Annotated in this window: 12 protein-coding genes; 1 reads left to right on the plus strand and 11 read right to left on the minus strand. The window is 63.6% G+C overall.

The genetic code is table 11. From position 1 onward, the window contains the following. Positions 1 to 3: 3 nt before the first annotated feature. On the minus strand, positions 4 to 795 hold the full coding sequence (lpxA, locus tag N551_RS0111725; protein ID WP_027567147.1) for an acyl-ACP--UDP-N-acetylglucosamine O-acyltransferase: 792 nt from the start codon (positions 793 to 795) through the stop codon (positions 4 to 6). Between the two features lie 175 nt (positions 796 to 970). Between lpxA and N551_RS0111730 the strand changes: the two genes are divergently transcribed. Continuing rightward, on the plus strand, positions 971 to 1315 hold the full coding sequence (locus tag N551_RS0111730; protein ID WP_027567148.1) for a KTSC domain-containing protein: 345 nt from the start codon (positions 971 to 973) through the stop codon (positions 1313 to 1315). 5 nt (positions 1316 to 1320) lie between these two features. Here N551_RS0111730 and fabZ read toward each other — a convergent pair whose 3' ends face one another. The 10 genes from fabZ to tsf all read right to left on the minus strand — a co-directional run bounded on the left by fabZ (position 1321) and on the right by tsf (position 12142). Next, entirely contained in the window at positions 1321 to 1737 is a 417-nt protein-coding gene (gene fabZ / locus N551_RS0111735; RefSeq protein WP_051058562.1) for a 3-hydroxyacyl-ACP dehydratase FabZ, read from the minus strand. A gap of 41 nt (positions 1738 to 1778) precedes the next feature. Next, complete coding sequence (gene lpxD, locus N551_RS0111740) at positions 1779 to 2846, minus strand: UDP-3-O-(3-hydroxymyristoyl)glucosamine N-acyltransferase (protein WP_027567149.1); 1068 nt, start codon at positions 2844 to 2846, stop codon at positions 1779 to 1781. Positions 2847 to 2970: 124 nt separating this feature from the next. Beyond that, positions 2971 to 5508 carry an outer membrane protein assembly factor BamA gene (gene bamA, locus N551_RS0111745; RefSeq protein ID WP_027567150.1) on the minus strand — a complete coding sequence of 846 codons (2538 nt, stop codon included), beginning with the start codon at positions 5506 to 5508 and terminating at the stop codon, positions 2971 to 2973. Positions 5509 to 5695: 187 nt separating this feature from the next. Next, positions 5696 to 6847 (minus strand): RIP metalloprotease RseP, encoded by a 1152-nt coding sequence (gene rseP, locus N551_RS0111750; protein WP_027567151.1) that lies wholly within the window; start codon positions 6845 to 6847, stop codon positions 5696 to 5698. 44 nt (positions 6848 to 6891) lie between these two features. Further along, positions 6892 to 8115, minus strand: coding sequence for a 1-deoxy-D-xylulose-5-phosphate reductoisomerase (gene dxr, locus N551_RS0111755; protein ID WP_027567152.1), 1224 nt, complete (start codon positions 8113 to 8115; stop codon positions 6892 to 6894). Positions 8116 to 8119: 4 nt separating this feature from the next. Continuing rightward, a complete protein-coding gene (locus N551_RS0111760; RefSeq protein ID WP_051462691.1) occupies positions 8120 to 8905 on the minus strand; it encodes a phosphatidate cytidylyltransferase in 786 nt (261 codons plus the stop codon). Between the two features lie 53 nt (positions 8906 to 8958). After that, positions 8959 to 9717: an isoprenyl transferase gene (locus N551_RS0111765; RefSeq protein ID WP_027567154.1), complete on the minus strand. Its 759-nt coding sequence runs from the start codon at positions 9715 to 9717 to the stop codon at positions 8959 to 8961. Positions 9718 to 9810: 93 nt separating this feature from the next. Then, on the minus strand, positions 9811 to 10374 hold the full coding sequence (gene frr, locus N551_RS0111770; RefSeq protein ID WP_027518196.1) for a ribosome recycling factor: 564 nt from the start codon (positions 10372 to 10374) through the stop codon (positions 9811 to 9813). A gap of 67 nt (positions 10375 to 10441) precedes the next feature. Continuing rightward, positions 10442 to 11158 (minus strand): UMP kinase, encoded by a 717-nt coding sequence (gene pyrH, locus N551_RS0111775; RefSeq protein ID WP_027567155.1) that lies wholly within the window; start codon positions 11156 to 11158, stop codon positions 10442 to 10444. A gap of 60 nt (positions 11159 to 11218) precedes the next feature. After that, complete coding sequence (gene tsf, locus N551_RS0111780; protein ID WP_027567156.1) at positions 11219 to 12142, minus strand: translation elongation factor Ts; 924 nt, start codon at positions 12140 to 12142, stop codon at positions 11219 to 11221. Positions 12143 to 12234 lie beyond the last annotated feature (92 nt).

Raw genomic sequence — 12234 nt, forward strand, 5'->3', positions numbered from 1 at the left:
TCATCACTTCGCGATGGCGGGAAGACAGAGCGGGCGCTTACCCTTGCCGATGAAGTCGAGGATTTCGCCGATCGCGGGATCGTCACCGGCGAGCGGCCGCGCCGCCTCCAGGCGTTCGGCAAAGGTAGCGGGGCCGTGGAAGAGCTTCTGGTAGAACGCGCGCACGGTCGCAAGCCGCTGCTTGGTGAACTTGCGCCGCTTCATGCCGATCAGGTTGAGGCCTTCGAGCACGGCATACTGGCCGTTGACGAGGCCGAACGGAATGACATCGTCGCGCACGCCGCACACCCCGCCGACCATAACCTGCGGGCCGATGCGGGTGAACTGGTGCACCGCGGACAGACCGCCGATGAAGACGAAATCGCCGATCTCGCAGTGACCGCCGAGCGTGGCCGAGGTCGCGAAGATCACGTCGTTGCCGACATGGCAGTCGTGGCCGACATGGCTGCAATTCATGAAATAGTTGCGGTCGCCGACCTCTGTGAGGCCGCCGCCTGCGACCGTGCCGGCGTTCATGGTCACGGACTCGCGAATCGTGCAGCCCGAACCGATCTTGAGCTTCGTCAATTCGCCACGATAGCTGAGTGATTGCGGCGGCGTACCGAGCGAAGCGAACGGATAGATGGTGCAATCGTCACCGATCGTGGTCTGCGCGGTGATATGCACATGTCCGATCAGCTTGCAGTTACTGCCAATCACGACATGCGGGCCGATGATGCAGAAGGGGCCGATCTCGGTGCCCTCGCCGATTACTGCGCCGTCCGCGATCCGTGCGGTGGGATCAATCTTACTCATCAAGCAATCTGACTCATCAAGAAGGTCTGATTAGGTGTTGAAGTCGCTCGGTTTTCCGCTGGTTAGCGCGACTATGCCCGATCTGTCCAGTGACGTATGATCTCTCCCTGTTTCAAGTGCCGGATGAGGCAGCCTTCCCAGCGCATCAATAAGTTCACGCGGAGCTTCAGGTATCGTGGTCAGGGCCTTGGCACTTCTCCTCGCGCAGCTCGCCGCCGCGCCGATCATATCCGAGACGATCGAGACCGGCGAACACCGCCTCGTCGATCTCAAGACATTCGAATGCCGCGACATCACCCGCAGCACGGTGCTCCAGCGGGTCTGTTACGACCGTGCGCAGCAGGCTCTCATCGTGGCTATGGACGGCGCTTACGACCGCTATTGCGGCGTGCCGGTTGAGACGGTCGAACGCCTGCTGGGCGCACCGTCCATGGGCCAGTTCTTCAACCAGAACATCAAGCGCGAGGTCAGCGGCAGCCGCTACGCGTGTCCTGCACGCGAGCGCATCCAGAGAAGTTGATCCGCTCAGTCGGTCAGCATGGCGCCGACATCGGCCTCCGCAACCACCTGGCCATTGACCTTGGCGTCGCCGTGAAACCACCACATGGCTTTGCGGCGGCCGATCGAGCGCATGTGGTATTCGATGGTATCGCCGGGCAGCACCGGCTTGCGGAACTTGCACTTGTCGATGGTCAGGAAATACACCGCGCGCGGCTTATCGGTGCCCTCGACCGACTTGATGCCGATCACACCGGCAGTCTGCGCCATCGCTTCGATCATCATGACGCCCGGATAGACCGGGCGATCGGGAAAGTGGCCCTGGAACGGCGGCTCGTTGAAGGTGACGTTCTTGATGCCGATGCCGCTGTAATCGGTGCGGATGTTAATCACGCGATCGATCAGCAGCATCGGAAAACGGTGCGGGAGCGTTTGCAGGATCATGTTGATGTCCACAAGCTCGAACCTGACCGGTGCTTCGTCCGTCACTCCCGTTCCTCCTGCTTCGGATCGGCCTTGCTGTCGCGCGCCAAGCGCTCGACCGCCAATATTTCCTTGAACCATTGCCTGGTCGGCTTGGCGAAAAAACCACCCCAGCGTCCGTTGGGAGGGACGTCGTCCTTGACGCCGCTCATGGCAGTCACCTGAGCTCCATCCCCGATCTTGACGTGATTGTTGATGCCCACCTTCGCTCCCAGCGCCACGTTGTCGCCGAGGGTGAGGCTGCCGGCAAGACCGATCTGGGCTGCCAGCAGGCAGTGCCGGCCAATGGTCACATTGTGGCCGATCTGGACCTGATTGTCGATTTTGGTCCCCTCCCCGATCACGGTGTCGCGCAAGGACCCGCGATCAATGGTGGTGCCGGCGCCGACCTCCACGTTGTTCTGGATCAGCACGCGGCCGGTCTGAGGCACCTTCAGGTGGCCCTCGGGGCCGAAGAAGATGAAGCCGTAGCCGTCTTGGCCGATCGAGCAGCCTGGGTGGATCAGCACGTCGTTGCCGATCAGCGCGCACTGGATGGCGGTGCGTGCCCCGACATTGCAGTCCCGGCCGATCTTGACGCCCGGGCCGATCACGGCCCCCACGCCGACCACCGTGCCGCTGCCGATCTCCACGTCAGGGCCGATCACGGCCAGGGGATCGACGATCACGCCGTCCTCGAGCCTCGCCGTGGGATCGATGATGGCCGACGGCGCGATACCGTCGTTGCCGGTCCAGGATTGCGGCCGGAGGGCGTCGCCATGCCACTCCCGCGCGATCCTGACGAACGCGCGGAACGGCTGTGGCGCCCGCAGCACGGCTACGTGCGCAGGCACCCGAGCCTCGAAGCGTGGGCTCACCAGGCAAGCACCGGCCTTGGTCGCCTTGAGCTCATCGGCATATTTGAGATTGTCGAAGAACGTCAGGTGCATCGGGCCGGCTTCGTCGAGCGAAGCAAGACCCCTGATGATTTGGCCGCCCCTTGCGGGATCGACCAGCTCCGCCTTGGTCAGCGTGGCTATGTCAGCCAGCGCTGAGGCGGGCGGCTGTATGAAGAAGGTCGGCTGCGCCATTCCACCCCGTCGCGGTCCGGCTTCGGCATGAAGCGGCCAAGCCGCATCATGCCTGATCTCCTGGATTGGCACGATCCCTTTCGGAAACCGGCTCCGTAGTCCGGATCGTGCCGTGCTGTTCGAATTAGAACGAGGTGCCGCCGCCGAACCGGAATTCCTGCGTACGGTCGTTCTTGCCCTTGGTCAGCGGCACGGCGTAGTCGAAGCGCAGCGGACCGAACGGCGAGGCCCAGATCAAGCCGACACCGACCGACGACCGGACGGCATTGCCGTTGTCATACACCAAGCCGGTGCAGGTTCCAGCCGAGGCTGGATTGACGGTCGACGGCGTGCAGCTCGAATTCTTGGTCGTGGTCAGTTCGTTGGTCACAGACCACGTCGTCGGGCCCTGATAGTCGAACAGACCGCCGGCGTCGGCGTAGACGGCGCCCTTCAGACCCACTTCCTTCGGCAAGAACCAGAACGGCATCTGCAATTCGAGCGAAGCGCCCCAATATTTGGTGCCGCCAAGCGCATCCTGCGTACCAAAGGGGTTCAAATCGCGCGGGCCGATGCCGTTCGGAGCAAAGCCGCGGACCAGATTCGGACCCATCTGGAAATGATCCAGCATGCGCAGATCCTGGTTGCCGATCTTGTTCAGCATGCCGCCCTGGATGCGAGCGAGGCCGACGATATCGGACACCAGCGGAGTGTAGTACTTCGCGTCCACCACAGTCTTCAGGTAGGAGACGTCGCCGCCGACACCAGCGAAGTCCTGCCGGAAATCGACCAGGAGACCGTCGGTGGGGTTCTTGTTGTTGTCGAGCGTGTTGTAGGTCAGCGTGTAGCCGAGCGCCGAGGTCAGCGTCTTGCCGTTGGCAAGCTCCTTGCGGACCGGCAGCGAAGCCTCGCCGTCGCTGTAGCAGCCGAGGCCGTTGGTCGAGGCATCCAGAGGAATGCCGCTCGCCGCCGAGAAAGCCGGGCTTGGATTGAATGCCGCCGACCCAACTACGTTATTACAGTTCGCCAGGTAGGACGGCAGCGTGATTTCCTGCCTGTAGATCGAGTAGCGCACCTGCAGCGACAGATCTTCCCGCAGGGAGAAGCCGAGGCGCGGCGAGAAGCCGAGCGTCTTGGTGCCGTAGGAGATGTAGCTGTTGGACCTCTGCTCGCGCTGATAGAGGTCGAGACCCAGCGCGACCCGGTAGTCGAGCAGATAGGGCTCGACGAATGACAGCGAGTAGCCGCGGGCATACTGGCCGTAGGTCACCGCCGCCTTGGCGAACAGGCCGCGGCCGAGCAAATTGCGTTCGGAGACCGAGACTTCGGCCAGCGCGCCGTCGGTGGTGGAATAACCACCCGAGACCGAGAAGTCGCCGGTCGATTTCTCTTCCATGTCCACGAGCAGGATCACGCGGTCGCTCGACGAGCCGGGCTCCGTCGTGATCTTCACGCTCTTGAAATAGTCGAGGTTCTTCAAGCGGCGCTCGGCACGGTCGACCAGCGCGCGGTTGTAGGCATCGCCCTCGGAGACGTCGAACTCGCGACGGATCACGTAGTCGCGCGTGCGGGTGTTGCCGCGCAGGTTGATGCGTTCGATATAGGTGCGCGGACCCTCGTCGATGTTGAACACGACCGACACGGTGTGCGCCTCGAAGTTGCGGTCGCCGCCGGGACGGACCACGGCGAAGGCATAACCGCGCCGCGAGGCTTCGATCTGCATCTCCTCGACCGATTTCTCGACCGATTCGACGTTGTAGAGCGAACCGACATTGACGCGCGAATAGTTGCGCATCGGGGTGGGATCGAAGTTCGGAATGCTGGAGCGGAAGTCGATCGAGCCGACCCGGTATTGCGAGCCTTCCTCGATCTTGAAGGTAACATTGAAGCCCTTCTTCTCCGGATCGTATTCGGTGAGCGCGGCCACGACCTGGACGTCGGCGAAACCGTTCTTGAGATAGAAGCGGCGGATCAGGTCGCGGTCGGCCTCGACCCGATCGGGATCGTAGATGTCGCTGCTGGCGAGGAAGCTCAGCAGGTTCGATTCGTGCGTCTTGATGACGTCGCGCAGGCGGTAGGACGAGTACGCGTTGTTGCCGACGAACTCGATCGACTTGACGCCGGTCTTGGCGCCCTCCTCGACCGTGAAGATGAGATCGACGCGGTTGTTCGGCTGCTCGATGACTTCAGGCGTGACGCGGACGTCGTAGCGGCCGGAACGGCGATAGATTTCGGCGATTCGCAGCGTGTCGGACTGCACCATGGCGCGGGAGAAGGTGCCGCGCGCCTTGGACTGGACTTCACCGGTGAGCTGCTCGTCCTTGATCTTCTTGTTGCCCTCGAAGGCGATGCGGCCGATCACCGGGTTTTCCACCACGGAGACGACGATCTGGCCACCGGCACCGCGGTTGATCCTGACGTCCTGGAACAGGCCGGTCTCGATCAACGCCTTGAGGCCGTCGTCGATGGCACCCTGATCCAGGCGACCGCCGGGACCCGGCTTGAAGTAGGAGCGGATCGTCTCCACCTCGACCCGGCGATTTCCTTCGACGGAAATCGACTGCACGGTCTGAGCAAGCGCAGACGAAGACACAAAGGCAGCCCCAACCGGGGCAAGCACCGGCGCGCCGAACATGATCAGGGTTGCGAGCAAGCCCCCCCGGAGTCGCAGTCCAAACTTCATTGCGCAACGCGCCCTTATCATTCCGTACCAGACCCAACCCCAAAGCCGGTCTGGAGATTCCCCAAGTTCAAGCCGCTTGTAGACAATTTCACCGACGCCGCAAACGGCCGAGCGCGCCGTAATTTCATTTTCATTCCAAGACGTTGCTCAAGAGCAACGCCCGGGCAACGCCACAAAAAAGCCCCTATCAGGATGCGGCCATCCGCAGGATGTCGTTATAGGTCGCAAACACCATCAACATCAGCACCAAGCCCAGCCCGATTCGGAACCCCATCTCCTGAGTCCGCTCTGACAGGGGCCGACCACGGGCAACCTCCGCCGCATAGAACATAAGGTGACCGCCATCGAGCAGCGGGATCGGGAACAGATTCAGCAGGCCGATCGACACCGATAGCACCGCGCAGAGGTTGATCACGAACTGGAACCCGGCGCTGGCCGCCTGCCCCGACATCTTGGCAATGCCGAGCACGCCGCTGACCTCGTTCGGATTGCCGTTCCCGACGAACAACGAGCCCAGGAACTTGAAGGTACTGGTGATGATGAACCAGACCTGCTCCACGCCGATCTTGAGCGCTTCGCCGACGCCGACCGGCGACGTCGAGGCTTCACCGGCCTGGGACTTGTGTTCGACGCCGAGCACGCCGAGACGGTGGCTGTTGCCGAAGGGATCCTTGCGCTCGAGCAGCGCCGGCGTCGCGGTCAGCGACACGATGGCACCGTCGCGCTTAACCTGGAAGGCAAGCGGCGAACCAGCATTCATTGCAACCATGCGCTGCATGTCGGCAAAGCTTTCAATCGGCTTGCCGTCGATCTGGACGACGACGTCGCCGATCTTGAAGCCGGCTGCCGCCGCAGCGCCGTCGGCGACGACACCGTCGACGCGCGCGATCGTGCTCGGCTTGCCGTAATACAGCGCCATGCCGGCGAAGATCAGCGCGCCCAGGATGAAATTGGCGATCGGTCCGGCGGCAACGATGGCGGCGCGCGGGCCGACCTTCTTGTGATGGAAGCTGCCGGCGCGCTCCTCGGCCGTCATGGCCGCAAGCTTCTCGGATGACGGGGTCGAAGCCTCGCTTTCGTCGCCGAAGAACTTGACGTAGCCGCCGAGCGGGATCGCCGAGATCTTCCAGCGGGTGCCATGGCGGTCGTTGAAGCCGACCAGCTCAGGTCCGAAACCGAGCGAAAAAGTTAACACGCGAACGCCCGCCCAGCGCGCGACCAGGAAATGGCCGAGCTCATGGAAGAACACGACGATGGTCAGGACGAACAGGAAGGGAACCGCGTAGCCGAGGAGCCCATGGCTCAACGTATTGAAACTATGGACAAAAAAGTCGATCATCGAATTCCCTCATCCAGCGCCGCAAGGCCCTGGCCCCGAACCATCTAGGATGCCTTTAAGGCAATTTGAGGCAATAGGGCGGCAGCCCTATTTCGCGCAACATGGTCAACACCGATTGCATCGTCCGCTGACGTGAGGGGGGCCTGGTTCCCGCCACGAATCCAGTCGTCCAGCGTCGCCTCCACCAGCCGGGCAATCGCGCCGAACCGGATCTTGCCCGCGATGAAGGCGGCGACCGCGACCTCGTTGGCGGCGTTGTAGACCGTGGTCGCCCCCTTCCCGGTCCGGAGCGAATCGAAGGCCAGGCGCAGCCCGGGGAAGCGCTCGAAATCCGGCGCCTCGAAGGTCAATTGGCCGATCTTGGCCAGATCGAGCTTGGCGGCCGGACCCTTGATGCGGTCGGGCCAGCCGAGGCAATGCGCGATCGGCGTGCGCATGTCGGGTGAGCCGAGCTGGGCCACGACCGAGCGGTCGGAGAACTCGACCATGCCGTGGATGATCGACTGCGGATGAACGAGGACGTCGATCTCGTCCGGCGAGAGCGCGAACAGATAGGAGGCCTCGATCACCTCGAGCCCCTTGTTCATCATCGAGGCGGAATCGATCGTGATCTTCTGGCCCATGCTCCAGTTCGGATGCTTCAGGGCTTGCGCGAGTGTCGCCTGCTCGATGTCGGCAGGCTTCCAGGTCCGGAACGGACCGCCGGAGGCCGTGATGATGACACGGACGAGCTCGTCACGATTGCCCGAGGCGAGCGCCTGGAACAGCGCGTTATGCTCGGAATCCGCGGGCAGGATACAGGCGCCCGCTTTCGCCGCGCGCTGCATGAAGAAATCGCCGGCGCAGACGAGACATTCCTTGTTGGCGAGCGCGACATGCGCGCCGCGATCGACCGCCGCCAGTGCCGGCTTCAGCCCGGCCGCGCCACTCACGGCGGCCATCACCCAATCGGCCGGACGCGCGCCGGCCTCGATCACCGCGCTTTCGCCGGCGCCGCATTCGGTGCCGGTGCCCGCGAGCGCAGCCTTGAGCTCGCCAAATTTTGAGGTGTCGGCGATCGCGACGAAGCGCGCGGAAAACTCCTTCGCGAGCTTTGCCAGCGCCTCGACATTGCTGTTCGCCGTCAGCGCCTCGACACGGTAACGCTCGGGAGAGGCGCGCAACAGATCCATCGTGCTGTCGCCGATCGAGCCGGTGGCGCCGAGAACCGTGACGCTGCGGACGGTCGATGCCGCAGCCTTGTTGTTACGCAATGGAACCGCGCTCATATCTTCACCAAACCATAAGACCGCTTCCGGCGCTATGCACACCATGGCGGAGGAAGCCGATAATCCATGCCACCAGGATGGCAGCGACAAAACCGTCCAGACGGTCCAATAGCCCGCCGTGGCCGGGAATTAAGTGACTGGAATCCTTGACATCGAAGCGCCGCTTGACCGCGGATTCGAACAGATCGCCGCAGGCCGACACGACCGAGAGGACCGCGGCGACGAGCAGCAATGGAACCATCTTTCCGATCCCGCAAGCGGCAAAGCCGGCCGCGACCAAAAGGCTCGCGGCAAAGCCGCCCAGCGCCCCTGCCCAGGTCTTCTTCGGGCTGACGCGCGGCCACAGCTTCGGTCCGCCGATGCCGCGGCCGGCGAAATAGCCGCCGATATCGGTCGCCCACACCACGAGCAGCACGAACATCAGCGCGGCGAAGCCGTTCACGAGATCCTTCCGCAGCAGGATCGAGGCGAGTAGCGCCGCCGACGCATAGGCGAAGCCGGAGGCCGCCCAGACGAACTTGCCCCGCGCGATCACCGTCACGATCGCGCCGCCAATGAGGCCGGTGATGACGGCGGTCTTGAGCGCGCCGAAGGCAACGCACAAGCCCATCGTGGCGATGACGATCGTCCCTGCCCCGGTCAGCGCGGTCGAGCCTGCGCCCACCACCATCAGCCATTCCGCGAACAGTCCGATCGACACCAGGGTAACGAGCAGCGCCCACAGCCAGCCGCCGGCATAAGCGAGCGCAATGGCGAGCGGCGCTAGCACGAGCGCCGCGAGGATTCGCATCACGAGATTGCTCGGGGCAGGCTGAGAGCCGGCCGGTGCGGAGTCGGGGTCGCTCACGAGGCGGTTTTCGCGACCAGGCCGCCGAAACGGCGCTCGCGCCTGGCAAATTCGGCGATTGCGCCTTCCAGCGCCGCCTTGTCGAAATCGGGCCAGTGGATCGGCACGAAGACAAGCTCGCTATAGGCGGCCTGCCACATCAGGAAGTTGGACAGGCGCTGCTCGCCACTGGTGCGGATGATGAGATCGGGATCGGGAATGTCGGGCGCGTCGAGATGCGCCCCCAGTGTCTCGGCATCGATCGTATCAGGATCGCGCCTGCCCTCGGCGACTTCGCGCGCGAGCTTCTGCGCCGCCTTCGCGATCTCCTGCCGGGAGCCGTAATTGAAGGCGACGACGAGCGTGAGCCGCGTGTTGTCGCGCGTCAGTTCCTCCGCCTCGTTGAGGAGCGCGCAGATGTCGCCCTCCAGCCCGTCCCGCTCGCCGATGATGCGTACCTTGACGCCGTCGCGATGCAGGCTCGCCAGATCGTTGCGGATGAAGCGGCGCAACAGGCCGAACAGATCGCCGATCTCGCTTGCCGGACGCGACCAGTTTTCCGAGCTGAAGGAGAAGATGGTGAGATAGCGGATACCAAGTTCATGCGACGCGCGAACCACGCGGCGCAGGGCCTCCACGCCGCGGCGATGGCCTTCCGCCCGGGGCAAGCCGCGCGCGGCCGCCCAACGTCCGTTGCCATCCATGATGATGGCGACATGCGCAGGCGCATCGGACCGATCGGGTCCTTCCGTTGCGGGCGCGGCGGCGTTGGACATGAGGCTGCCTTAAAGCATGATCCGGAAGAGTGCAAAGCGGCTTTCCGAAAAGATCATGCGCAAACAATAACCTAAAGCGCGATCCAGCGCGCTTTAAACGGTGAGGATTTCTTTTTCCTTGGCGGCCAGCAACTGGTCGATCTCGGAGATCGTGCCGTCGGTCGCCTTCTGCACGTCGTCGGCGTGGCGCTTCTGATCGTCCTCGGACATCTCGTGATTCTTCTCGAGCTTCTTGAGGACGTCGAGACCGTCGCGGCGGACATGGCGCGCGGCGACCTTGGCGGCTTCCGCGTATTTGTGCGCGACCTTGACGAGCTCCTTGCGGCGCTCCTCGTTGAGCTCGGGGATGCGCAGGCGCAGCACCTGGCCTTCGGTCGCCGGCGACAGGCCGAGATTGGAATCGACGATCGCCTTTTCCACCGCCTTGACCATCGACTTGTCCCAGACCTGCACCGAGATCAGGCGCGGCTCCGGCACGCTGACGGTGGCGAGCTGGTTCAGCGGCATGTGGCTGCCATAGGCGTCGACCTGCACCGGATCGAGCATCGAGGCTGAGGCGCGACCGGTACGCAGGCCGCCAAGTTCGTGCTTGAGCGACTGGATCGCGCCCTGCATGCGGCGTTTGACTTCGTTGAGATCGAAATTATCCGTGGCCATCACGTTTCTCCTTCAAAATCCCGGCGACCTCTCCGCACCCTTCCCTCGAGGGCGCAACGACAAGCCGTCAGCCGGCGACAATGGTTCCGTGGCCGCCGCCACGCAGTACAGCGCCGATCGAACCTGGCTCCGCGATCGAGAACACAATGATAGGCAGCGACGTCTCGCGGGCAAGCGCGAAGGCGGTCGCATCCATCACCTTGTAGCCGCCCTCGATCGCCTGCGAATGGGTCAGACGGTCGAATCGCGTCGCCGTCGGATCTTTCTTCGGGTCGGCCGAGTAGACACCGTCGACATTGGTCGCCTTCAGCACCGCCTGGGCGCCGATCTCGGCTGCGCGCAGCACCGCGGTCGTGTCGGTGGTGAAGAACGGATTACCGGTTCCGCCGCCGAGCAGTACGATCCGACCCTCGGCGAGGTATTTGTGTGCCGCGGTGCGGGTGAACAGCTCGGAAATCTCGGGCATGACGAAGGCCGACAGCGTGCGCGCAGGCGTACCCTTGCGCTCGATCGTGGCTTCGAGCGCGAGGCAGTTCATCATCGTGGCGAGCATGCCCATGGTGTCGCCGGTCGGGCGCGACACGCCACGCGAGGAGACTTCGACGCCGCGAAAGAGATTGCCGCCGCCGATCACGACGGCGACTTCGGTGCCGAGATGGCGGGCCGCGATCAGATCGTCGGCGACCCGGTCGATGGTCGGCTGATCAATGCCAAAACCATGCGGTCCCGCGAGATATTCGCCGGACAGCTTGATCACGACGCGACGATAGACCGGATCAGTCATGAGCACTTTCCTTGTCCGGGCGCCGCTTCCGGCGGCACGCCGGAAGGAACGTTCCGGCGCTTACTTCTTGCCGCTGGCGGCCGCGACCTCGGCCGCGAAGTCGCTTTCCTGCTTCTCGATTCCCTCACCGAGAGCATAGCGCACAAAGCCCGCGATCTTCACCGCGCCGCCGACCTTGCCTTCGGCTTCCTTCACCGCCTGCGCCACCGACTTGCCGGTATCGTGGATGAAGGCCTGCTCGAGCAGGCAGACTTCCTTGTAATAGGTCTTCAGGCCGGACTCGACGATCTTCTCGATCACGTTCTCGGGCTTGCCCTGCTGGCGATATTTGTCGGCGAGCACGTCCTTCTCGCGCTTGACGACCGCCGGATCGAGACCGGACGGATCGAGCGCCAGCGGGTTGGCGGCCGCGACATGCATCGCGATCTGGCGGCCAAGCGTTGCGAGCTCGTCCGCCTTTCCCGGCGATTCCAGCGCCACGATCACGCCCATCTTGCCGGCGCCCTCGACGACGGCGCCGTGGACGTAGCTCGACACCACGCCCTGGCTGACTTCGAGCGAAGCTGCGCGGCGCAGCGTCATGTTCTCGCCGATGGTGGCGATCGCGTCATTGATCGCAGTTTCGATCGTGACGTCGCCGACCTTGGCGGCCTTGATCTTCTCGACGTCGGCGCCGACGTTGAATGCGACCTGGGCGATCATCTTGACGAGGCCCTGAAACTGGCCGTTGCGCGCGACGAAATCGGTCTCGGAATTGACCTCGACCACGACGCCCTTGTTGCCCTTGACGAGCGCACCGATCAGACCCTCGGCAGCGACGCGGCCCGACTTCTTGGCGGCCTTCGACAGGCCCTTCTTGCGCAGCCAATCCTGCGCCGCTTCCATGTTGCCTTCGTTTTCGGTCAGCGCGGCCTTGCAGTCCATCATGCCTGCGCCGGTCGACTCGCGCAGGTCCTTGACCATCGCAGCTGTGATCGTTGCCATCGTTCAAAATCCTTTTTGCCTGCCGGTTTGCCGCGGCGCGGCCAGATCGCCTCGCCGCGGTCCATCTCAGGAATTCGCGTCAACTGAAATGG

The organism is Bradyrhizobium sp. URHA0013, from assembly GCF_000518345.1.
Classification (GTDB): domain Bacteria; phylum Pseudomonadota; class Alphaproteobacteria; order Rhizobiales; family Xanthobacteraceae; genus Bradyrhizobium.

Coding starts and splice junctions, on each gene's coding strand:
- frr (WP_027518196.1), bottom strand. CDS start 10,374: ATGGCCACGGATAATTTCGATCTCAACGAAGTCAAACGCCGCATGCAG.
- lpxD (WP_027567149.1), bottom strand. CDS start 2,846: ATGGCGCAGCCGACCTTCTTCATACAGCCGCCCGCCTCAGCGCTGGCT.
- N551_RS0111760 (WP_051462691.1), bottom strand. CDS start 8,905: ATGCGAATCCTCGCGGCGCTCGTGCTAGCGCCGCTCGCCATTGCGCTC.
- fabZ (WP_051058562.1), bottom strand. CDS start 1,737: ATGATCCTGCAAACGCTCCCGCACCGTTTTCCGATGCTGCTGATCGAT.
- tsf (WP_027567156.1), bottom strand. CDS start 12,142: ATGGCAACGATCACAGCTGCGATGGTCAAGGACCTGCGCGAGTCGACC.
- bamA (WP_027567150.1), bottom strand. CDS start 5,508: ATGAAGTTTGGACTGCGACTCCGGGGGGGCTTGCTCGCAACCCTGATC.
- dxr (WP_027567152.1), bottom strand. CDS start 8,115: ATGAGCGCGGTTCCATTGCGTAACAACAAGGCTGCGGCATCGACCGTC.
- pyrH (WP_027567155.1), bottom strand. CDS start 11,158: ATGACTGATCCGGTCTATCGTCGCGTCGTGATCAAGCTGTCCGGCGAA.
- rseP (WP_027567151.1), bottom strand. CDS start 6,847: ATGATCGACTTTTTTGTCCATAGTTTCAATACGTTGAGCCATGGGCTC.
- N551_RS0111765 (WP_027567154.1), bottom strand. CDS start 9,717: ATGTCCAACGCCGCCGCGCCCGCAACGGAAGGACCCGATCGGTCCGAT.
- lpxA (WP_027567147.1), bottom strand. CDS start 795: ATGAGTAAGATTGATCCCACCGCACGGATCGCGGACGGCGCAGTAATC.